This is a genomic window from Leptospira kmetyi serovar Malaysia str. Bejo-Iso9 (assembly GCF_000243735.2).
GTDB classification, from domain to species: domain Bacteria; phylum Spirochaetota; class Leptospiria; order Leptospirales; family Leptospiraceae; genus Leptospira; species Leptospira kmetyi.
In genome coordinates this window covers 2,440,001-2,460,546 of the sequence record NZ_AHMP02000003.1, presented here as the reverse complement: position 1 = coordinate 2,460,546, position 20,546 = coordinate 2,440,001, and the positions used below count along the sequence as shown (strand labels likewise).

Below are 20,546 nucleotides of genomic sequence, written 5' to 3'. Positions count from 1 at the left end.
AAACCCTATTTTACCAAAAAATCCCTTCTATATAGGAAGGCGAATCAAAACCCTAGTTCCGTTTCCCGGAGAAGAATCCAGGGAGATCGTTCCGTTGTGCTCGGAAATAATTCGTTGAGAAATCGCAAGACCCAAACCGGTGCCTTGTTTTCCTCTCCGAGTCGTATAAAGCGGAAGAAAGGCTTTTTCGAGCACGTCTTTGGTCATACCGGGTCCGTTATCTGAAATCGTAAACAGAATCGAGTCCCGATTCAAATGAAATTCTTTCCGAGCCGTGATCGAAATTTTAGGAAGCGCCGGTTTTGTTTCCATTTCGGATATGGCATTGATCGCGTTGACCATACAATTGATCAGAACCTGTTCGATTTCCTGCCAAGCCACCCGGATTTTCGGAAGATCGGGACTCGCGATCCGTTTCAATTCGATTCCGTTTTTTTTGCAGGAAACTTCGATCAACTCGCAGGCTCTGAGAAGAATGTAATAAGGCGACACGAGTTCCTTTTCTCGCGCGACGGTTCTTCCCAAATCCAAAAGCGATTTGATTAAGTCGCGGATTCTAAGACTCGCGGCTTCGATTCGTTTATAAATCTTTAATCTTTCCGCTGGATCCGTTTCTTCCGTTTCGATCAGATCTTCGAGATACAAAAGACTCGCTTGCAGAGGATTGTTCACTTCGTGCGCGATCCCCGCGGCCAATTCTCCGATGGAAGCGAAGCGCGCGGTTTCGTAGAGTTGTTTGTCCAAAAGTTTCGTTTGTGTTACGTCCGAGAAGATGAGCATAACCGCTTCGCCTTCTTCCCTGTATTTTTTTAAGGGAAGAATTTTGATCGAGAAGAAACTTTCTTCGTCCTCGATGAACTGGATCGAAAGATCCAAAAAGACCGCGCGTTGGGAAGAAAGACAGTTTTTGATTCCTTCTCGGATCTCGTCGGATACACGGTCGACGAAAAGCGAAAAGAAATCCTCGCCCGGATTCACATTCAAAATTTGGAATAAAAGAAATTTAAGGATCGGCGCGACTTCGAGTATGATTCCGTCCGGAGTGAGAATTACGATCCCGTTGTTCATCGCGGAGAAAAGGTTTCTGAGTTTGATTTCGGAGGAACGGATCAGTTCCTCGTTTTTCTTTTGTTCGGTGATATCGAGCAAAAGAAGAATCGTTCCGATCGAGTTTCCGTATTCGTCCCGGATTCTGGAAGATGCGAGGAGCATCGGCGCTTCTACGTCCGGAAAAACCTTCATCTTGATTTCGGTTCTGAATTCTTCCTTGGAAAGTCGGTCCAAAATTTCCGGAGCCAGGTTTAGAAATTCTCCGATCGGAAGATCGATGAAATCTTCTTTATAAACTCCTAATATTCTTTCGAGGCTTCGGTTCCCGTATGTGATGTAACCTTCGTCGTCCGTGGAAATCAGAGGAACTTCGATCGAGTTGAGAAGCGCTCCTTGAAACTGGAGTTTTTTCGAGTTTTCGATTCTGGTTCTTTCCGTTTTGGCGTTTTGAAGGGAACTGTGAACGTCGGAGATGATTTCCTCGTATAAAAAATTTTCCCCCGAATCGAAGGCCATTCCCTCCAAGGAAAGAATTTCTATCCCTCCGAGAAGATTTTCCTTTTCGCGGATTCCGATCGCGAGGCTTCTCCGGAATTTATGATCCGCGAAGATGGATTCCCATTCCGGATAATTTCCGTTTCCGAATTCGTGGATGATGAAGTTGTCCTTCGTGTCCATGAGGTTTCGCATAGGAAACGGAATATTAGAAGAAATGAATGCGTGAATTTTCTGTTTCAGCTCGGGGTTCATATCCCTTTGTCCGAGCACTTGAAGTTCTCCGTCCTTAAAGAAGAATGCCCAGACCAGGAAGTAATGCGGATTCTCCTTCAACGTGTCGCAGAGTTTTTGAAATACGGAACTTTCCGAAGTGAGATATCTCAGATTTTGTCTCAAGAGCCGAAGGGTTCTTAAGATACTTTGCATATAGTAAAGCCTAAGTTCCGTTTGTTGGATTTCGGATCGGTCCGTAAAATAAAACAGAAACACGTCCTTGCCTAAAAAGTTGGAAGTGTTGACCGTAAAGTTCACGAGTTTTCTTTCCCCGTTTTTATGACGGAGTTGCCAATAGACTTTGAGAGGTTCGTTGCGTTTGAACGTCAGAGCTTCTCGCGGATGTGTGGGGCTGGGAAGAATAAAACTTAAGGTTTTGCCTTGCAGTTCTTCGTTCGTATAACCGAGTAGATTTTCGAGAGTCGGATTTACGTAAAGGATCGTTTCGTTTTCCGTGTCCAAGGCGAGAATGCCTTCCTTAACCGGATAAAAGAAGGAATTCAGCACGGAAAGTAAGGAGTCGGGCATTCTGATTCCAGTTAAACCTATTTAGAATTTCGGCTCGTATTCGATTCTTTGCAAGAACTAATTCCGATTCCGTATCGAGGAAAGATTTACAGTAAGAGAAGGGATGGGATTTTTGAAATCGGATCGGGCCGGTTCGAACGTCTCGGTTTCGCTTGGACATGCCCACAACAAAAACGGAATAGAGAATCTACATTTATGAAATCCTTGTACTCGTTATTTCTAAACTACTATCACTGGAAAAAGAAAAAATACATGAAGGAGATTCTCGGGTTTCGGGATCTCGAAGTGGAAACCGGAGGCAATTCGGTTTATTTTTTGGAAAAGAATTCCGAAAGGAACAAGTCGATCCTTTTGATTCACGGTCTGCTCGATTCGGCGACGGGTCTGCGTAAGGTCGCTCCCAAAATTCGTCAGGATTATCGTGTGTTGATTCCGGATATTCCCGGTTTTGGAAAAAGCAAACTTCCACCTCTTAAGTATTTGTATCAAGTGGACGTGTTCGGCGATCTGATCTACGAGGCGATTCGAAAACTGGATCTCACCAATCTCGTGTTAGGCGGCCATTCGATGGGAGCGTTGATCGCGATGCATATCGCGCTTCGCGACCGCGAAAAAAGAATTTCCAAATTGGTTTTGATCGCTCCGGGGGGAATTCCTCATCCGAAACGGGACGAGATGAAGGAACTTCTCTTCCCCAAAAACGAAGACGATCTCGTAAAACTCATCCAAGCCTTGTATTACGAAACGCCCGAACTTCCGGGAAGAATCGCAAGAAAGGCCCTGATCCAATCCTGGAACGAACTTCCGAATCAGTTTTTAACCGTGAACACTTTGGAACGGGAAGAGGAGATTTTTCTCGGAAAAAAATTGGGCGAGATTAAAATTCCAGCGTTGATCGTAGGCGGCAAAGAGGATCCGATCACGGACGCCGTGATGACTAAGAAACTTCATTCTTATCTGAAAAAAAGCAAACTGGTTTTGATTCCGGGCGCGAAACATGCGATCCATATGGAAAAACCGGAGGAACTTTCTTTGGAAATCAATCGTTATCTGGATTGATGTTGCTGGAATTTTGTCGTAGTTCCGACGATTTTTCCGAAATACGAAATGGGCCCCACCCGTGTTTGGGTGGAGGAGGAGAGGTGGTGGGAATTCTTCGGCAAAATTTCTTATATCAGAAAAATCGCATACAGTCAAACGAAATTTTAACGCGTTAGTTTGTCGGAACAAATGAAATCCCTTCTCTTTAACGCTTGCAATTAACGTTCCAATGTGTTTCGCAAGAGATTTCCTGCTTAAAGCGCGCCGAAAATTTCCTTCACTGCTTTGACGACGTCCTGAACGTCCTCGTCTTTCATTCCCGGGAAGAGCGGAATCGAAAGGGATCTCGAGAACATCGCGTTCGCGTTCGGAAAATGTTCCTTCTTAAATCCGAAACGGGAACTGTAAAAAGGATGTTCGTACAGAGGAATAAAATGAAGGCTCGAACCTATATTCCGTTTTTTTAATTCTGCGGCAAAGATGTCCCGATCCATTTTCGCGGAAGCGCGATCCACTTCGACGCGGAACAGATGCCAGGAATGTTCTCCGTCGGGAGCGGAAAGCGGAAGATGTAAAAACGGAAGATCCGCGAATTCTTTTCTATACAATTCCGCGATTTCGATTCTTCGTTTCCAAAGATCGTCCGCTTCGGAAAGTTGAACGATTCCCAGAGCGGCCGCAACGTCCGTCATGTTGTATTTAAAACCGGGAGAAACGACTTCGTAATACCAGCCCGGACGATCGTAGGTTTCTCGGTTGATTCCGTGAAGACGCATCAACTTGATTCTATCCGCAAAGTGAGAATGTTTGGTCGTCACCATTCCGCCTTCTCCGGTCGTAATTCCCTTGGTCGCGTAAAAACTGAATACGGTGAAATCTCCGAAGGTTCCGATTTTTCTTCCCTTATGAACCGCCGGAAACGCGTGAGCCGCGTCTTCGATCACGTAGAGGTGATATTCTTTAGCGATTTCTAATATACCTTCCATGTCGCAGATTACGCCCGCGAGATGTACGGGAAGAATGGCTCTTACCGTCTTTCCGGTTTTTTTATGGAACAAGGTTCCGTTTTGATAAATACATTCTCTTTCGATGGTGGCTCGAAGAGTTTCGGGAGTCATGAGATTGAAGATCGGATCGACGTCCGTGAGAATCGGCTCCGCGTCGAAGTAACAGATTACTTCCGCAGTCGCGGTAAATGTCACCGCCGGACAGATGGCCGCGTCTTCTCGGCTCATTCCGATCGCTTCGAGAGCCAGGTGAAGTCCCGCCGTCGCGGAGTTGAGCGCGAGCGCGTATTCGGCCCCGGTGTAACGCGCAAATTCTTCCTCGAACTCCTTCACTTTCGGCCCGGAGGTAATCCAGCCGGAACGAAGTACTGAGGAAACTTCTTCGATGGCCCTTTCGGAAATGCAAGGAAGGGCGAATGGGAGAAAGGTTTTGCGTGCTGTTATCATAGTATCGGACATAACCCCCGGTGCTCTTTTAAGCTTCGGCAGATTCGGATTTTTCCTGAGTTGTAAATCGTTTTGTGATCCGGAAAAATGTAGGAACTACCACAAAAACTTCTCCGGAATGTTCCGCACTCGGACGCGTGGGAACTCCTACGCCGACTTCCGGTTCTGAATCAGAATTGAAATCTTTTCCGTGGAAATATATTTTGCCTTAGTGGCTTTAACTTTCGGAGAGATTTTAGATAGAATTCGGATCATCGATCGGGATGTAACCGAACTCAACCGCCTGAAATCCAGGCTTCCCGCAGACCGTCCTTATTCTTCGTCCTTACAGATTTCCTTCGACAAACAGATCAACGAACTCTTGAACGAAAGAGTGGGTTTGATGGAACTCGAGGTTCTCGATCCTCCTTCTTGGATTTTAGGAGTTCCCACAGTCGGAGTTCCTCAGGAAACTCCGGTTCCGATCAAAGGACTTTTTCCGTCGGGAGATCTTTCCAAGGAAAAACCGGACGATCAGGACGTTATCAATTTCTTGCGGGAACTTCCCAAAACGGAAATCCATCTTCACCTCGAGGCTTGCGTCAACAAGGACACGATGAAACAGTTGATGGCGAAGAATGGAATCAGCGTTTCCGAAGAAGAGTTCGAAGCCAAGTTCAACTTTAAGGATCTCAACGGATTCATTCAGGTATTTTTCTTCATTCAATCCCTCGTAAAAGAACCGGCCGACTTTTCCTTCTTCGTGGGAAGCCTCGCGGAATACATGCGCGCGAACAATATCGTTTATACCGAAGTGTTCTTTGCGCCTTCCAAGTTTATTCAGAACGGTCTCGATTTCGACGAGATGATCGACTTTCTCGTAAATCGAATCCGTGAAGAAAAGGAAAACGACGGAATCACCATACGCTTGTTAGTCGACGTTTCCCGTTCCTTCGGACCGGAGAATGCGATGAACAATCTCAACCGGGTTTTAAAACTCAGGCATCCCGAAGTGATCGGGATCGGACTCGGAGGCGCGGAGTTGATGGGACCCGCCCGCGATTATCAGGAAGTTTTTCAAAAAGCGAGAGAAGCGGGACTTCGTGTTGTCGCTCACTCCGGAGAAGACGACGGACCTTGGGCGATCTGGGAAGCGGTGGAACTTCTCAAAGCGGAAAGAATCGGCCACGGAACTTCCGCGATTCAAGATCCCGAACTCGTAAAGTATCTCAGAGAAAATCATATCCCGATCGAGATTTGTGTGACGTCTAACGTGTTTACCGGTAAATACGTACGTAAGGAACAGAATCATCCGGTTCGTTACTACTACGACCAGGGACTTCCTCTCAGCATCAACACGGACGATCCAGAGATATTTAACGTAAATCTTACATACGAATATTATAAACTTTGGAGATTCCTCGACTTTTCCTTGGATGAGATCGTGGATCTGATTCGTCAGGGAGTTTTCGCTTCCTTTCATCCGAACAAAGAATCCCTTTGGGCGGAGATGGAGAAGAAGATTCAAGTCGTCAAAGCACGATACGGTTTGAAAAGATAATTACGATCTCTTTCGATTTCCGAAAAATTCTTCTTTTCAAAATTTTTTCGCAAGGAATCATCCGATCCTATGCAACCCAGAATCAACATCATCACCCTCGGCGTAAAAGACTTCGATAAAGCCGTACGTTTTTACGAAGAAGGACTCGGATTTCCAAGAATGAAGTTCGAAGGCGGCATCGCCTTCTTTACGTTAAACGGAACCTGGTTCGCTTTGTATCCTTGGGAGGCTTTGGCCGAAGACGTGGGCGTTCCCGCACAAGGAAACGGGTTTAGGGGTTTTACTTTGGCTTACAACGGACAATCCAAGGAAGAAGTGAATCAAGTGATCGCAAAGGCGGAAAAAGCGGGAGCCAAAATTGTTAAGCGACCACAAGACGTTTTTTGGGGAGGTTATTCGAGTTATTTCGAGGACCCGGAAGGTTATTATTGGGAAGTCGCTTGGAACCCGGCATTCTATCCCGGTCCGAAAGAAGTTTAAAACAGTTTAAACTGTTTTCGGAACTTTCCTTTACGTGCTTTCATTGAAACGTTCGGAAGTCCTTTTTGAAATTATTTATTTCTGACAAAACACCTGGACGGTTCTTCGAGTGTAAATTCCGCCGATCGTCCAGTGAATCACGTTGTCTAAAACGTTTCTTTGAATCAGAATCTGCGGTTTTCCTTCTGGGCAACGGATTTCGGGAGTTTCGAACGCGTCGATCAAACCCACCAAGTATCCTCCCTGTTTGAACGTTTGATCCGGTTTGGATTCCGCGGAAAAGGAAGGTTGGATCTGGTTCTCGTGGATCTGCAATGTCGTGTTGTGACAACCCGCCGCGATCGTCATTACGATCGCTACCGCGAACCAAGGGAGAATGGTATTCAATGATTTTATTATATTCATTTTAATTGTAACAGATTAGGTTGAGCGTTCTCGGAGAATAAACTCCGAGAGTAAGTTGTTCGTAAAGGGAATCGAAAAAAGTGGAATATTGATGCGCTTCCTTGACTCCGTTCGGACAATACGCGGACGCGTTGATCGGATAATTCTTCGGACGCATTCCCCAAAAGTAAAATGACTGAGGGATCACGTGCATCTGAGAAGGTTCCGCGTTCAATCTTTCGCGATCTTCCAACGCGTTTTTGCATTGTCTTTGTGTCGCCGGATTCGAACAGGACTTGGGCGGTTCCTGCGGAAAACGAACTCTTACGTTTTGACAAGCTGCGAAAACGTTTAAAATAGAGAATAAAAATACGATCTTAACGATCGTTTGCCGATTCGACATCTATATAACCTTTTCCGAATATTCCCGCAAAAAGATTGAAGTTGGATTCGCTCTCTCCATGTTCCCGATAAACGGAAAGAAGATAACGTCCTTTTTCCAGGGAACCGATTTCAATCTTGCAGGAATACGTGTTTCCTGAATTCGTATTTGCACATTCCGTCTTTGTATCCCAAGGGAATTCTTTTTTGACGAGACGAACTCTTAAGTCCGGGTTCGTCGAATCGATTTGAAAAACTCCTCGAACGTCCTCGGCTTGTTTGATCGTAAACTCGTAATCGCGAATCCGGATGGCCGCTTCCATTCTCCCGTGAACGAAAGATTGAAGACGAAACATTCCGTTTTGTTCGTTGTTGAGAAAGGTCAGCTTCTCGGATTTATCGCTTCCTTGGCAGAATAGAGAGCCCGCAAAAACGATCCACACGATCGAAACGATCTCCGTAATACGGACGAACAAGTTGGATTTGATTTTTTTCGGACTTCGCATATCAATTATTCTGTTGTCTATATACGCGCACGGGTTGGTTGTTTTTTCCTACGCTTACGTAAATATAATTCATTCCCGCGTCGGCTCCCGCAATCGCTGAATAGATCTGATGATTGGTCGTGTCTCCCAGTCCGTTTCCGCCGATTTGTTCCCATACGTTAGACGCGCTTCCCGGATTGGAAACGTTCGTTCTCCAGATTTGAACTCCGCTTTCGTTGTCGAATCCCACATAGAGATATGATCCGTTTGCGACAACCATCGTCATACTGTGATTGGATGCGTTTCCGAAATTGGTAAATCCGTTTCCGTCGTCTCCCACAACGGACCAATCTCCCGCTTCGCAGAGGGTCGCGTTTCCGCTGATCGTGGGATCGCATTTCCAAAGTTGCGGTCTTCGGTTCGTATAAGTTCCGTTCGTACAACCGGAGATCGTTTGAACCGATCCTCTGAGTCCCGAGTTGTCTTGAGGCGTCAAACAGACCGTTCTGGTGACGTACATTCTTCCGTTAAACTCCGCGAATTGAGAGAACGCTTTATCTCCCGGAATCATATCGTAGTACTTCGTAAGTTCGAGAGAGAACCAATTGTTATTGGAACCGTTATGCCATTTCGCATCGGTGCGCGGCGCGACATCGGCCCAGCCCGGACAACTATCGGTTCCGTCGCAAGGAATAGGGTTTCCGCTCGTGGAACGTATTATACTTCCGTTATGTGATGAATTCGGAAATCCTCCGTTGGCCGCATACAGTCTTCCGTTGAAGACGAAGAGCGAATCGATACCCACGTAGTAAGCCCAGTTGATCGAAGAGTTGTTTCCTTCCTGAGAACCGCCTCCGAAGTATGGCATTCTATCGATTCTAAAACGATCTCCCCGAGATCCGTCGTTCGCATTACAATTACTTCCCACAGTACATCTCGTGGAATCGGAAGTGTTGAACGTGACCTTTCCGAAGTCCGGCGAATTAGAACCTTGATTTCGTTTTGCAAAACCGGCGTAGATCCGATCGTTGAGAACGGTGATCGAAGAGGTTCCAGCGGTTACGGTTCCTGTGATCGTTCCCATGTCGATATACTTGAAGTCGAGACCGGAATCCGTATCGGAAGAATAATAGAGATAATTGAAGTTTTCGGAAGATCTTGAACCCGCCATAAGTATATGCGCCGTTCCGCCTAACAATCCCGTTGCGAAAACTCCTCTGCCGTCTTCGTTGTCCGGTCCGCATCCGGTCGCTTGGTTCGCGTTGTTCAAAGTGCAACCTGTGTGACCGATCGTCACGTAGGGAGGAACGCCGATTCCTCCGTCTCTCGACGAAGCGCTGTTAGACGAAACGTTGGACGTTCCCGAAGACGAGGTTGTGTCCTTCGTAAAGGAAAAGGAAACGGATTCGGGGGAAGTTCCGTTGTAATTAAAACGAACCGCTTGGTTTCCGTTCGAGTTCGGCCCGATATAAATCTGATTGTTATAACCCGTCAGATAACCGAACGAAGAATCGTCTCCGAAAGGATTGGTAGCGATCGGACCGTCCGCAAAGTTTACGGGAGAACTACCGCATCCGATAAAGCTGGTTCTATCTTTCGGAGAAGATTGTAGATTCTCCGTATCGGAAGAATTTCGAATGGCACCCCAGGACACGTTGTCGAAGCCGTCCCCGTCCAAGTTGTTCGCGGCGATCACAGTGTATTGACCGCCCGATTGAGAAAGAGAATGCGTTAGGCACACTTTGGAGGAATCCGCGAGCGCGCCGCCGCAAACCGTTCCATCCAAAATTTTCGCGCTCGTTACGTTCCCTAAAGAAGAAACGCCGGTGAACTTATATCGCAAAGCGCATTGTGATTGATTGGAACATTCCGCCGATTTTGCGACGTCCGCTCCCGAGAACAAAGGTTTCGAAAAGGAAACGATTACGCGACCGACGGTGTTACAAACCGCTCCCGAAATTTTTAATTGTTCTTGTCCCGTAAAATCGGCGTTATTCGGACAACCCAAAAGATTCGGCGCAAAGGAAAGATCGTGAACTCCCGCTTTGTTTACAACAAGCGTATATGTTTTTCCCGCGATTTGAGAACTCGAAAGTGTGATCGTAAACGTGTTGCCGCTTCCACTGATTCCGCTCAACGAAAAATCTCCCGTTTGAGAATTTCCGTTAAAGTCCGTATTGTCCGAACAGTTTCCGGTAAACGAAGAACTATTGACGACTTTGTAATTGGATAAGGTAAGAGCTTCGGTATTGTTTACGGATTCTGAATATACGACTCGAACCGTCGTCGGGGATAAGGAAACGATCGAAGTCACCGTGGGAGGGGTCGTGTCGATCGCGTTTACGGTAAGGGTTGTGTTTCCGGAAACAGATCCGTAGGTCGCGGTGATTGCGGGAGTTCCCGCGAGAATTCCCGTCGCCAATCCCTGCGTGCCGGACGCGTTACTCACCGTTGCCGAAGAATTGTTAGAGCTGGACCAAGTCGCGGTCGAAGTCAAATCCGTAGTGCTTCCGTCCGAATAGGTTCCCACAGCGGAGAATTGTCTGGTCGCAGTCGCATTGATCGTAGGATTGGTCGGAGACACTGCGATCGAGGTAAGAATCGCCGCGCTCACGGTTAAATCCGTGGTTCCCGATATGGAACCGGATGTCGCCGTAATCGTAGACGTTCCGATTTGAAGCGCGCTCGCTCTTCCCACGGTTCCGATCGAATTGGAAACCGAAACGAAAACCGGGTTGGAGGAAGACCAAGAAACCGAATTCGTAATGTCTTGAGTGGAAGCGTCCGAATAAACTCCCAAAGCGGTGAACTGACGGTTTAAACCTTTGGCCGCGCTTCCGTTGACCGGACTGACTTGAATGGAGACTAACGCGGCCGGATTGACCGTAAAATTTACGGAGTTACTGCTCAATGAATTATAAATCGCGGAAACGTTCGAAGAACCGGTGGAAAGCCCGGTTGCTAAACCGACAAAGCCGATCGCGTTGCCGATCGGAGCGACGCTCGTATCGGAAGAATACCAGGTGACAAGATTGGTAAGATCCTGACTGGAGCTGTCCGTATAAATTCCCGTTGCGATGAACTGCTGAGTCAAACCTTTCGCTTTCGAGGGAGAAGGCGGACTGACTACGATGTTTACGAGTTCCGCCGCGGTGACCGTCATCGTGACCGGCATGCTCTGAATCGAATTGTAGATTGCTCTAATATTCGAACTTCCTAATGCGAATGCGAGCGCCAAACCTTCCGAGCCTGCGCCATTCGCGATGTTCACCTTCGAAGAATCCGAAGAAACCCAAGTCGAAACGGAGGTCAAATCCTGAGTCGAATTGTCCGAAAAGATTCCGGTTGCGTAGAATTGTTTGGTAAGACCTTTCGCCACCGAAGGAAGGCTCGGTGTAACGGAAATCGAGGTGAGAATCGCCGAAGTCACGTTCAATATAGCGTTACCCGAAATCGAGCCGATCGTCGCTGTGATCGTAGTAGCGCCCGTAGTCAAGGTGTTGGTCAGACCTTCCGAACCGGAAGCGTTGCTGACCACCGCCTTGGAAGGAAGGGAAGAGGACCAAGAAACGGAAGTTGTAAGATCCTCGGTGGAATGATCCGTATACGTTCCGGTCGCGTAGAATTGTTGGGTTAAACCTTTTGCAACGGAAGAACTGTTCGGCGTAACGGAAATCGAAACGAGCGAAGCCGGAGTTACCGAAAAAGAAACGCTCGGACTCGTAATTCCGCCTAACGTAGCGGAGATGTCGCTCGACCCGGCAATTAAAGCGTACGTAAACCCTTTATTGCCGGAAACGTTTTCGATTTGTGCGATCGTCGTATCGGAGGAGTTCCAAGTCACTTGTTCGGTGAGATCCTGCGTGGAGTTATCGGTAAAAACTCCCGTGGCGGAAAAATTCTCCGTAAGACCTTTCGCTTTGGAAGAAGACGCGGGTGTGATTCCAATCGAAACGAGTTCCGCCGCGGTTACGGATAACGTTGAATCCGGGCTGTTGACGCTTCCCAATGTCGCTTTAATATTTGTGGTTCCGGTTGTGTTTCCGAACGCGGAGCCTTCGCTTCCCGAAGCGTTGGAAATCGAAGCGACGGTGGGATTCGAAGAGGACCAAGTCACCGAGGAGCTGATATCCGCGTTCGAAAAATCCGAATAGATTCCGATCGCCGTAAAAATTCTCACCAAACCTTTGGCAAGAGAAGGATGGATCGGTCCGATTTGGATCGAAGTAAGAATAGTGGAAGTCACGGTAAACGTTGTGTTTCCGGAAACGGAACCTAGCGTCGCGGTGATGATCGTGTTTCCGGTCGTCAAAGTCTGCGCTAAACCCTCCGAACCGGAAACGTTAGACACGCTTACGATGCTCGAAGAGGAAGTCCAAGTTACGGAAGAAGTGATGTCCTGCGTGGAGTTGTCCGTATACGTTCCTGTTGCTGTAAATTGTTGCGTAAGACCTTTCGCTTTCGAAGGTAAACTCGGAGATACTCCGATGGAAACCAAGGTCGCTTGAGTCACCGTAAAATCCGTAAAACCCTCTATGCCGCCGATGGTCGCGGAAACCGTAACGTTGCCCTGGTTGAAGGTTGTTCCCAAGCCGTGACTACCCGAAGCGTTGGAAATCGTAAGAACGTTCGTGTCCGAAGAGCTCCAAGAAACCTGATCCGTAATATCCAAGCTCGTGTTATCGGAAAGAATTCCGATCGCGGTAAACGATTGATTCAATCCTTTTGCTCGGGAAGAATTTACCGGAGAAACCGAAATTCCGACCAAGGACGCAGATGTTACGGTTAACGCGGCCGATCCGATTACGGAGCCGATCGAAGCAAAAATCGTGGTCGACCCAGTATTCGAAGTTTCTAATAGACCGTTTGTCCGAATGGACGCGACGTCCGCGTCCAAAACCGCCCAAGCGACCGAGGACGTGATGTCCTGGGTTGAATTGTCCGAATAAACACCGATCGCGGTTAATTGTTGATTCGCGCCGAGGGGAATGCTCGGGTTTGAAGGCGTAACCTCGATCGAAGAAAGTATCGCCGCGCTTACCGCAAGCGAAGCGGAACCTTGTTTGGAACCGAAGGTCGCTCGAATATTAGAAATTCCTAAATTAATTCCTTTGGCCGAACCGGATGAATTTACGGTCGCCACCGAAGAATCGCTTGAGGACCAAACGGTCATCGGGTCGTTTGTAAGATCCTGATTGGAACCGTCCGAAAAAATTCCCACCGCGCTAAAACTTCGATTTGTACCTTTCGGCAAAGAACCGGAAGCGGAAGTCGTAACCTGAATCGAATTTAAAGAAGCCGAGGTCACGACGATTTGGATCTCCGAAGTTAAACCCTTATATTCCGCTTGGATTTGGGAAGCGCCGGAAGAAAATCCTCTCACGCTGCTTCCTTGAACCGTCGCGACGGATTGGGAAAGCGAAACGATGGAAGCGGAATTGGTAATGTCTTCGTTCGTACCGTTATCGTAAATCGCGGTCACTTGAACGGTCGTGCTCGTGCCTTGAGCGATGGAAGAATCTTTGGCGTTAAGTTCGATGCGGGAAAGAACGGAAGCCGAACTTCCCGGAGGAAGAAGAAATAAGGAACCTCCGCCTTTTTTACCCGCCGCCAAACCGATCGTGCCGGTGAGCAGAGGCCAAGCCATACAACTCTGTAAAAAAATGGATAGAAATATAAAAACGAAAAATCGGCTCTTCATCAAATCGGCTTGTTTTATTACTGTGTTTTTCGACGGTTCCATATGCGTAAATCCGGCAATCGGTCTAATTTTTTAATCCGCACGGATTATTGTGCAAAGGATAAGAGACTAAGTCTTTGTCTTCGCCGTGCAAAGAACGCAAAATTGAGTTAATTTGCCATAACTTTGAATGAGAGTTCATGTCTTGGTCCTTTTTTCGGATCTATGTCCCGAACGGAAAGAGCAGATAACGCTTCCTTTCTCCGAAATTCCATTCTAAAAATTGTATATTCAAAAATATTAATGTGATTCGCTTCCGAATCGGAAACGGGTCCGTAAATAAAGTCTCGGATTTCAAAAACCAAACATGAGAGGCGTTGGAAATAAATTGAAAAAAGAGGAAACCGAGGAAGGATATTTCCGGAAATCGGTCAAAACTATGTTTCTTTTTGAGAGGGGTTGTGTCTAAATAACAGTATGAATCCAGTTTTATTTTTCGGCCACGGATCGCCGATGAATCTAGTCATCCCGTCCGACTTCACGCGCAATTTGGAAGAATTCGGATCCACCTTAAAGGATGTAAAAAACATACTCGTCGTTTCCGCGCATTGGAAAACGAGAGGAACTTACGTGAGTCTTTCCGATCCGCCGGAACAGATCTACGATTTTTACGGATTTCCGCAGCAATTATACGAAGTGCAATATCGACCTTCCGGATCGCCCGAGCTCGCAAACCGAGTGAAGAATCTGATCAAAACCGTAAACGTGCAGACTACGGAAGAATGGGGGATCGATCACGGAAGTTGGGGAGTTCTTTACTTTCTTTTTCAAAAAGCGAATCTTCCCGTAGTTCAGTTGAGCATCGACGCGAACCTAAGTCCTGAAAAACAATACGAGATCGGAAAAGAATTACAACCTTTGAGAGAGGAAGGAACCCTGATCATTGGAAGCGGAAACATCGTTCACAATCTTCACAAAGCGGATTTTCACAATATGAACGCGACCCCTTCCGATTGGGCGATCGAGTTCGACGAGTTCGTAAGACAAGCGCTGGAATCCAGAAACGATAAGGCGATTTTGGATTTTCAAAAGAAGGGAGAAATCGCGAAACTATCCCAGCCGACCACGGAACATTTCGAACCGATCTTTTACGTTTTAGGAGCTATGAAACCGGAAGAGAAGGTGAAGTTCATTCATCAGAGTTTTCAAAACCGATCGGTTTCGATGCGTTCCTTCACTTCGGTTTAAAAAAATCATTCTTCGTCGCCGGAGAGAATCCATTCCTTGTTGGCGAGGGAATTGGAAACCTTCATCAGATCTCTCTCCGGGTCGATCAGAACCTGACTCTTTCTTCCGTTTAACGAAACCATAACGTCCGCGTAAACGGAAACTTCCTGGCCGGTTCTTTCCTTTTCATTCTTCCCCGCCCAATGCGCGAACTGAAGAATTAGGTCCGGTTGATAACTCATCATGATCCTTTGGATTTCGTTCAAATGAGATTCGGGAAGAACCACGTTGGTTTCGCCGGTTTGTTGATTCACGACTCGAAACGAAGCGATTCCGTTTTTCTGAACCAACATGATCTGCCAGGAAAAACGAAAACCTTGTTCGGTCCAAAGATGATTTCCCGGATAAAGAAAATGTCGGAGAGGAAAAAGACTTTGGAAAAGAATGTAAAAAATCCAGAAGTAACGCAACATCCGATCGGATAAAAGAAAACCGGATTTGTTTTTCAGAACTTCGACCTTGGAAAGAAGAAGATTCTCCGAAATCGCGGACTTGGATTCCAAATACGCCAAAAAAGATTCGATAAAGGAGAATACCGATTTTCTAAAATGAATCGGAAAACGGGTCCATAAGAAATGTAGAATATTCTCGCGATCGGGAAGCATTCTTCTGGATTTGAGGAATTGAAACAGATCCACGGGCCAAGTCGGCGAAAAAAACAAAGTCGCGTTTACGATCATCACCCAGGGAAACATTCCGATCGGAAAAAGCTTCCAGGTCAAAAAATGAAATATTAGAACTAATGAATATCCGAACGCTCTGGTATTCTTGTTTAAAAGAAGAAACGGAACCGTAAGATCGAAGATCAAACCCGCGTAGCTGAAAAAATATCCCGTCGCGGACATCGAAAGAGTCGATCCGAAAATCGGCATATCCGAGTTTCTCAAAAGCCAAATCCGAACGGGTTGCGCGTCGAACAGCCAATCCGGAACGAGTTTGCCGATTCCTCCGAAAAAATAAACCACTCCGATTTGAAACCGGAGAATATAAAGATTCCAAGCGGGGATCGGTTCGATCTCCTGAATCGCTCTGTTTTTGAATATTCTAAAAATATGAAATAGATTCAAGGCTCTGTCGGCCGGAATCCAGATCAAAAGAAAAAGAATCAGACAGATGAGATAGTAGTGATTGAGATACACCGCTACTTCGAGAAGGTTGATATACGTGAATATCAGAAAAAAACAAAGGACGCTGATCCGGTAAAAAACTCCGAGTGAGATGCAAACCGCGAAAAAAAGAAGGGAAACGAAAAGAGGATACAGAATCCAAGCGGGAAGAACTCCAATCCACGAAAGTCCGTAGAACTTAAAGTGAAAAACCGGATCGAGAAAGTATCTCGCGATCCATCCGTTTGCAAAATAACGAAATGCTAATATAAAAAGAAGAAATCCTAGGACGATTCTATAAAGGCCCAGGGACCAAGCGGGGACCGGGTTCGAAGCCCGGGAGAATAGGTTGAAAAGAAGTTTTTCTCGCATAGTAACCGGAACCGATCGGTTTCCACTCGCCAGAAAAGCGCTTCTTAGAAAGTTCTGCAAGCATTCCCGGAATTTTCGATTGAGAATCGGGTAAAAGATCGTTTACGTGAAACACTTCTCGCATCCCCAAAGAGACATCGTGTAAACTCAATCCTTCGGCGCCGTCTTGAATCAGAATTTCTCCGCCTTGATTCTTCGTTTGAAGCGGATCGGAAAAGATAAAAATTCTGCGGTTTTGTTCGAGAGCGTTGTGCGCCGAGGAAATCGCGCCCGATTTTTCGGGAGCTTCCACGATAAAAACGGATTCCGCGAGACCGGTCACGATTCGATTTCGTTTCGGAAAGGAATACTTCAACACCTTATGACCCGGAGGATATTCGGTTAAGATCAAGGTCCTTTCGGAGGATTTCATTCTTTGATAGAGCGATTTGTTTTCGCGAGGATATTCCGTTTCGGGTCCGGTTCCCATCACTCCGATTACGGACAAGGTTTCGTCTAACGCGGAATTCATCGTGATCGCGTCGATCCCTTTGGCAAGGCCCGATACGATTCCGGAAAAACCGTTCTTTTTCAGATAAGAAGGAAACAACTCGGACGCAAACGTAGAAACCGGAGAAGGGTTTCTCGTGCCGACCACGGCCGCTAAGGATTCTTTTAAAATTTTCGGATCGCCTTTGTAAAAAAGAATCAAAGGAGGATCGTAGATCCGTTTTAATAAAGCGGGATATTCCAGATCGAAAAAACAAAGAACGGAGAATCCGGTTTTGAAAAGATCCGAACGGATTTTTTCGGCGGCACGCTCCGCGTTTTTTAAAATCGAAGCCGGAACGGAACGTTCCAGAGCGCCGCCGAAGTCGTTCCAAGAGTTATGATTTTCGAATATTCTATTTTTATAACATATCTTCGAAACGACCGAATCCGAAAGGACGAGCGGGTTCATTCTTCCTTGGAGGAACTTTCTTCTATTTTTTTCAGGTTCTGCAAAACGTTTTGATAAGAATCGTTCTTTTCCAAACCGCCTCTCACAAGTCCCGCGTCGTTCAGTTCCTCGATGGTTTTTTTCACCTTCAGATATTCTTCCTTGGAATCCTCGACTTTTCCGAGTCGATAGAGGAAGTTCGCTTTGGCAAAACGGGCGGGAACGTTCTTATATTCTTTTTTTATAATATCGTCGATGATTCTCAACGCCTTGTCCTGATCGTGAAAACCCGCGGAAACTCCCTCCCAAGAGGAATCCGGCATTGAAGAATCGAAATAGATCAAGGAAAGCTGAAACGGAAATCTGGAATCGCGCGGATCCTGAATCGCAAGATGTGTGAAAAGATCGATCGCGATTTGTCTTCTTGTGGTTTCCCAACCTCGGTCCTTGGAAGCGTTTGCGTAGGCGAGCGCGGTTTCAAAAAGAAGTTGTTGATCGACCGGTTTTAAAAGAAGCGCTTTTTCGAAATACGGAATCGCGGGTTCGAAAAAATGAAGTTCCGCGCCTACGATCTCCACTTTTTTGCCTTCGTTGTTTTCCTTCAGAGCGCGGTTGTAGAACTTTACGCCCATATCGTAGTCGCCGATTTTCATATAACCCTGAGCGATCTTCCAACTCAGAGCGCCCGCGGATCTTGTCTTCTGAGCCATCGCCGAAATTTTCTTTTCCAACTCGATGATCTCCGCTTCTTCCATCGCGAGTCTTTCCTTCCAAGCCTCGAGATCCTCAACGGTGGGCGGTCGATCTCCTCGATTTTGAAAGCCGAAATTTTTGGATCGTTCGCAGGAAACAAAAAGGGTTAAGAAGAGTAAGAACGGAAAAAAAGAACGGAGAATGTTTTGCATCATAAGAACTTCCCGGTCGGCATCGACCTTTCGTAATGAGTATCGGCTCGAAGAAAAAATCCCTTCTCCCCTAAATGATGCGGTTTTGGAAATTGAATCGGCGGAATGAATTTTCGGAAAAAAAGAAAAAAAGCGGGACAACCCCGCCTTTTTTTAGGGAATCGATTAGTCTTTTGTAGTGCCCGCGATCAAAAGAGCGGCGCCTAAAAGGGCAACGTCTTTTAAAAGCGCCACCGTGGAAGCTTGGTTTCCTGCGGCCGCGCCGGGAAGGTGAACTAAGACCACGAAAATTCCCAATAAAACCGCAAGAAGAATGGTCGCGAGATGCGTTTTAATTCCCGTAATGATCGAAACTGCGGCGGCGATCAATGCGAGTCCGATTAAATAAACCCAAACGATCGGGAAGGGGATATAAGAAGGAACGATTCCCGACATGGCCGGACCCGAGATAAAGTGAAACAATCCGAAGATCGCAAAAGGGACCGCATATACGATTTTACCTATTTTTTTCATGGTTACTCCTTGATTCAGGTGCTGAATCCTGATTGAATATTGGACTTCGGCAACTAGAATTTGACCGAAAAACGAAAATGGTTTTCAATTTTGGATATAAGAATTCTCGATAAAAACGATCTGGATTGGCTCGTCGCTTTGGAAGAAAATTGTTTCGGAAGCGCGGCCTGGACAAGGGAAATGTTATATTCCCACCTTAAGGAATGTTCCGGGATCGGTTCGACTGATCAATGTTACATTCTTTACAAACGATCGATCGGCGAGATCGAGATTTATCGGGTCGCGGTTCATTCCCGCTTGAGAAGACAAGGAAAAGCAAAGGAACTGATGGAACGTCTTTTCGCTTTAGAAAAGGAGAAAACTTTTTTCCTCGAAGTGAGTTCTCACAATTCATCCGCGATCGCATTATACGAATCCTGCGGTTTTCAAAGAATTCATACTAGAAAACATTATTACGAAGACGGCTCGGACGCGTTGATCTACAGAAAAACTGCCGTGGACGTTTTCGAGAATTTCAGTTTCGAAGCCACGGATTAAAACGAATCGCTACTCGAACGAGGGATTTTTGATCGAATTCGAGCATTCAAAAACTCTAAACGAACCTCGATCATGTCGCTTTAACGGATTCGGCGAACTTTTTTTCGTTATGCGCTTGTTGAAATCCCTTTTTTAGCTGAAAGTTATTTCCAATCGGTATACACTGCTCCTATTGGAAAATTATAATATGAAAAGGATCCTTTGTACTTCGCTCTTATTCATCGTTTGCGGATTCGCTTCGAACTGTTTTTTAAATCCTCTTTCCCAACTCGTCACTGAAACGATTTTTCCCACGCAGGAGAATTGTAAGGACTGCGATCAACAACGCGCCATCGCATTGGCCGCCGTGTTTCAACCTCGCGCAAACGGAATCAAAGCGTTCGGTTTCGATTTTTCCGCTTCGTTTTCGCTTTATTGTAAGTCCGGAATCTGCGCCGGAGGAATTACGGAGAATCAACCGAATTCAACGGTTACGATCGCGGTTCCCAGTGCGACCGACGTTACCAGTTTAAAACCTACGTTTCTGATTCCCGAAAATTCCAAATTGGAAGTGAACGGAACCGCTCAGAGTTCGGGAATATCGGTTCAGGATTTCACGAATCCGGTCGTGTATAAGTTTACGGATGAGAATGGAAATTCTCAGAATTATACGGTTACCGTAAAACCCGCGTTATCTCAAGATTGGGTCAACGGAACCATATTGCTCGGTCCGAATCTTTGGACGAAATGTTCTTATGGACAAGTTTGGAGACCGGGTTTCAACGATTGTCAAGGTAAGGGAAGCGAGGCAGACAACTACGGAGCCAGAACGGACGTCGTGTTTTGCGACGTGGACGACGGTTCTTGCGGACCTTACGGTAAAGCCGAATTTCAAAACGCCTGCTTCGAGATGCAACAGACCTTAAATCCTCCGGGGATTCCGTTTAACGTTATGCGTCCCGGTTCTTTTGACGATACGAACGTGTTGATTCAATGCCCCTCCTATTCGAAAGGTCCGTTGTGCGGGACTATGGATGAATGTCCGCTTAACGGCGGTTCGACGATTCCGATCAACGAAACTTTGTTTCCGCAAACGGTAAACGGGTATTACTGGACCTTTTCTCCGAGCGCGTG

Annotated in this window: 16 protein-coding genes (1 of these 16 cut by a window edge); 6 read left to right on the top strand and 10 right to left on the bottom strand. The window is 46.5% G+C overall.

Going from position 1 to position 20,546, the window contains the following annotated elements; genetic code table 11:
* Positions 1-27: 27 nt before the first annotated feature.
* Positions 28-2,349, bottom strand: coding sequence for a PAS domain S-box protein (locus LEP1GSC052_RS13965; RefSeq protein WP_020986530.1), 2,322 nt, complete (start codon positions 2,347-2,349; stop codon positions 28-30).
* A gap of 195 nt (positions 2,350-2,544) precedes the next feature.
* On the opposite strand from LEP1GSC052_RS13965, the gene LEP1GSC052_RS13960 reads away from it, so the two are divergent.
* Positions 2,545-3,408, top strand: coding sequence for an alpha/beta fold hydrolase (locus LEP1GSC052_RS13960; RefSeq protein WP_010573633.1), 864 nt, complete (start codon positions 2,545-2,547; stop codon positions 3,406-3,408).
* 236 nt (positions 3,409-3,644) lie between these two features.
* On the opposite strand, the gene LEP1GSC052_RS13955 is transcribed toward LEP1GSC052_RS13960, so the two are convergent.
* Positions 3,645-4,856 (bottom strand): DegT/DnrJ/EryC1/StrS family aminotransferase, encoded by a 1,212-nt coding sequence (locus tag LEP1GSC052_RS13955; RefSeq protein WP_010573634.1) that lies wholly within the window; start codon positions 4,854-4,856, stop codon positions 3,645-3,647.
* A 199-nt stretch (positions 4,857-5,055) separates the two neighbouring features.
* Here LEP1GSC052_RS13955 and add point away from each other — a divergent pair, with 199 nt between their 5' ends.
* A complete protein-coding gene (gene add / locus LEP1GSC052_RS13950; RefSeq protein WP_010573635.1) occupies positions 5,056-6,384 on the top strand; it encodes an adenosine deaminase in 1,329 nt (442 codons plus the stop codon).
* A gap of 69 nt (positions 6,385-6,453) precedes the next feature.
* Positions 6,454-6,864 carry a VOC family protein gene (locus LEP1GSC052_RS13945; protein ID WP_010573636.1) on the top strand — a complete coding sequence of 137 codons (411 nt, stop codon included), beginning with the start codon at positions 6,454-6,456 and terminating at the stop codon, positions 6,862-6,864.
* A 75-nt stretch (positions 6,865-6,939) separates the two neighbouring features.
* Here the strand turns inward: LEP1GSC052_RS13945 and LEP1GSC052_RS13940 are convergent, their stop codons facing one another.
* Genes LEP1GSC052_RS13940 through LEP1GSC052_RS13925 form a run of 4 tightly spaced genes read right to left on the bottom strand, consistent with a single transcriptional unit; the run spans position 6,940 to position 13,815 of the window.
* Positions 6,940-7,212, bottom strand: coding sequence for an LA_3781 family PerA/PerB upregulated protein (locus LEP1GSC052_RS13940; protein WP_051185411.1), 273 nt, complete (start codon positions 7,210-7,212; stop codon positions 6,940-6,942).
* Positions 7,213-7,270: 58 nt separating this feature from the next.
* Positions 7,271-7,651, bottom strand: a complete 381-nt coding sequence (locus LEP1GSC052_RS13935; RefSeq protein ID WP_020985619.1) for a Bor/Iss family lipoprotein — start codon at positions 7,649-7,651, stop codon at positions 7,271-7,273.
* The gene (locus tag LEP1GSC052_RS13930) at positions 7,626-8,135 is read right to left on the bottom strand and encodes an LIC_10463 family lipoprotein (RefSeq protein ID WP_010573639.1); all 510 of its coding nucleotides are present in this window, start codon (positions 8,133-8,135) and stop codon (positions 7,626-7,628) included. Before LEP1GSC052_RS13930 ends, LEP1GSC052_RS13935 begins: the two co-directional genes overlap by 26 nt.
* Position 8,136: 1 nt before the next feature.
* A complete protein-coding gene (locus tag LEP1GSC052_RS13925; protein WP_040913577.1) occupies positions 8,137-13,815 on the bottom strand; it encodes a beta strand repeat-containing protein in 5,679 nt (1,892 codons plus the stop codon).
* A gap of 456 nt (positions 13,816-14,271) precedes the next feature.
* Here LEP1GSC052_RS13925 and ygiD point away from each other — a divergent pair, with 456 nt between their 5' ends.
* Positions 14,272-15,042 (top strand): 4,5-DOPA-extradiol-dioxygenase, encoded by a 771-nt coding sequence (gene ygiD / locus LEP1GSC052_RS13915; protein WP_010573642.1) that lies wholly within the window; start codon positions 14,272-14,274, stop codon positions 15,040-15,042.
* A gap of 5 nt (positions 15,043-15,047) precedes the next feature.
* Here the strand turns inward: ygiD and LEP1GSC052_RS13910 are convergent, their stop codons facing one another.
* The 4 genes from LEP1GSC052_RS13910 to LEP1GSC052_RS13895 all read right to left on the bottom strand — a co-directional run bounded on the left by LEP1GSC052_RS13910 (position 15,048) and on the right by LEP1GSC052_RS13895 (position 18,896).
* Entirely contained in the window at positions 15,048-16,559 is a 1,512-nt protein-coding gene (locus LEP1GSC052_RS13910) for an HTTM domain-containing protein (RefSeq protein WP_010573643.1), read from the bottom strand.
* Complete coding sequence (gene dprA / locus LEP1GSC052_RS13905) at positions 16,483-17,499, bottom strand: DNA-processing protein DprA (protein ID WP_010573644.1); 1,017 nt, start codon at positions 17,497-17,499, stop codon at positions 16,483-16,485. Before dprA ends, LEP1GSC052_RS13910 begins: the two co-directional genes overlap by 77 nt.
* Entirely contained in the window at positions 17,496-18,386 is an 891-nt protein-coding gene (locus LEP1GSC052_RS13900) for a tetratricopeptide repeat protein (RefSeq protein WP_010573645.1), read from the bottom strand. The genes dprA and LEP1GSC052_RS13900 overlap by 4 nt, the downstream gene beginning before the upstream one ends.
* Positions 18,387-18,548: 162 nt before the next feature.
* Complete coding sequence (locus LEP1GSC052_RS13895) at positions 18,549-18,896, bottom strand: DoxX family protein (RefSeq protein WP_010573646.1); 348 nt, start codon at positions 18,894-18,896, stop codon at positions 18,549-18,551.
* A gap of 90 nt (positions 18,897-18,986) precedes the next feature.
* Between LEP1GSC052_RS13895 and LEP1GSC052_RS13890 the strand changes: the two genes are divergently transcribed.
* Both LEP1GSC052_RS13890 and LEP1GSC052_RS13885 read left to right on the top strand, forming a co-directional pair.
* Complete coding sequence (locus tag LEP1GSC052_RS13890) at positions 18,987-19,433, top strand: GNAT family N-acetyltransferase (protein ID WP_040913575.1); 447 nt, start codon at positions 18,987-18,989, stop codon at positions 19,431-19,433.
* A 187-nt stretch (positions 19,434-19,620) separates the two neighbouring features.
* On the top strand, positions 19,621-20,546 hold the 5' portion of the coding sequence (locus LEP1GSC052_RS13885) for a hypothetical protein (protein WP_010573648.1). It continues 115 nt past the right edge of the window; only the first 926 of its 1,041 coding nucleotides appear in the window; the start codon lies at positions 19,621-19,623; its stop codon lies beyond the right edge, outside the window.